The organism is Photorhabdus stackebrandtii (assembly GCF_011189495.1).
Lineage (GTDB): Bacteria > Pseudomonadota > Gammaproteobacteria > Enterobacterales > Enterobacteriaceae > Photorhabdus > Photorhabdus khanii.
Genome location: NZ_PUJV01000159.1, coordinates 1 through 691, shown reverse-complemented (window position 1 = coordinate 691; position 691 = coordinate 1). Strand labels below are relative to the sequence as shown.

Here is a 691-nt window from a genome sequence, read left to right as displayed (position 1 = left end):
ATGAACGTCAGCTTCACCATCAACGCTCAGATCTGCACAGCTACCGTTACTACGATTTTCCCGGGCGCTATAAAGACGGGACGGGACAGCGGATCAGTCAATATCGTCTGGAAGCCCTCCGCCGTGACGCGATGCTCGGTCACGGGCAAAGTAACTGTTTTGTCCTTTCGGCTGCTTCGGGTTTTACACTTACCGATCACCCGAAAGAGAAATTTAATACTTTCTGGCAAGTGATTGAAATCAGTCACCACGGCAGACAACCGCAGGCGGATGGATCCCGTTTTGGTGAGAGGGGGACGAGCCTGACCAACAGCTTCACCTTTGGTGACTGTTACCGGGTATGGCGTCCTTCACCTTACCCGAAACCGCGCATTGATGGTCTGCAAATTGCGACGGTGGTTGGTCCGGAAGGGGAAGAAATCTTTTGTGATGAATATGGGCGGGTACGGGTGCAATTTGCCTGGGACGAATATGGCAAATTTAATGATAACAGCTCCTGCTGGATTAGAGTCAGCCAGGCTTGGGCCGGCAAGCGCTGGGGCATGATTGCCATTCCGCGCGTCGGTCAGGAAGTGCTGGTGGATTTTTTGCATGGTGACCCGGACCAGCCGATTATTATTGGGCGCACCTATCATGCCAGCAATATTGTGCCGAACCCGTTACCGATAGCAAAAACCCAGATGTCAATCCG

General features: G+C 52.7%; 1 protein-coding gene. It reads left to right on the top strand.

Annotated elements, in window-relative coordinates; all coding sequences use genetic code 11:
- On the top strand, nt 1-691 hold a 691-nt coding region (tssI, locus tag C5470_RS22130; RefSeq protein WP_166291938.1), incomplete at both ends, for a type VI secretion system tip protein TssI/VgrG.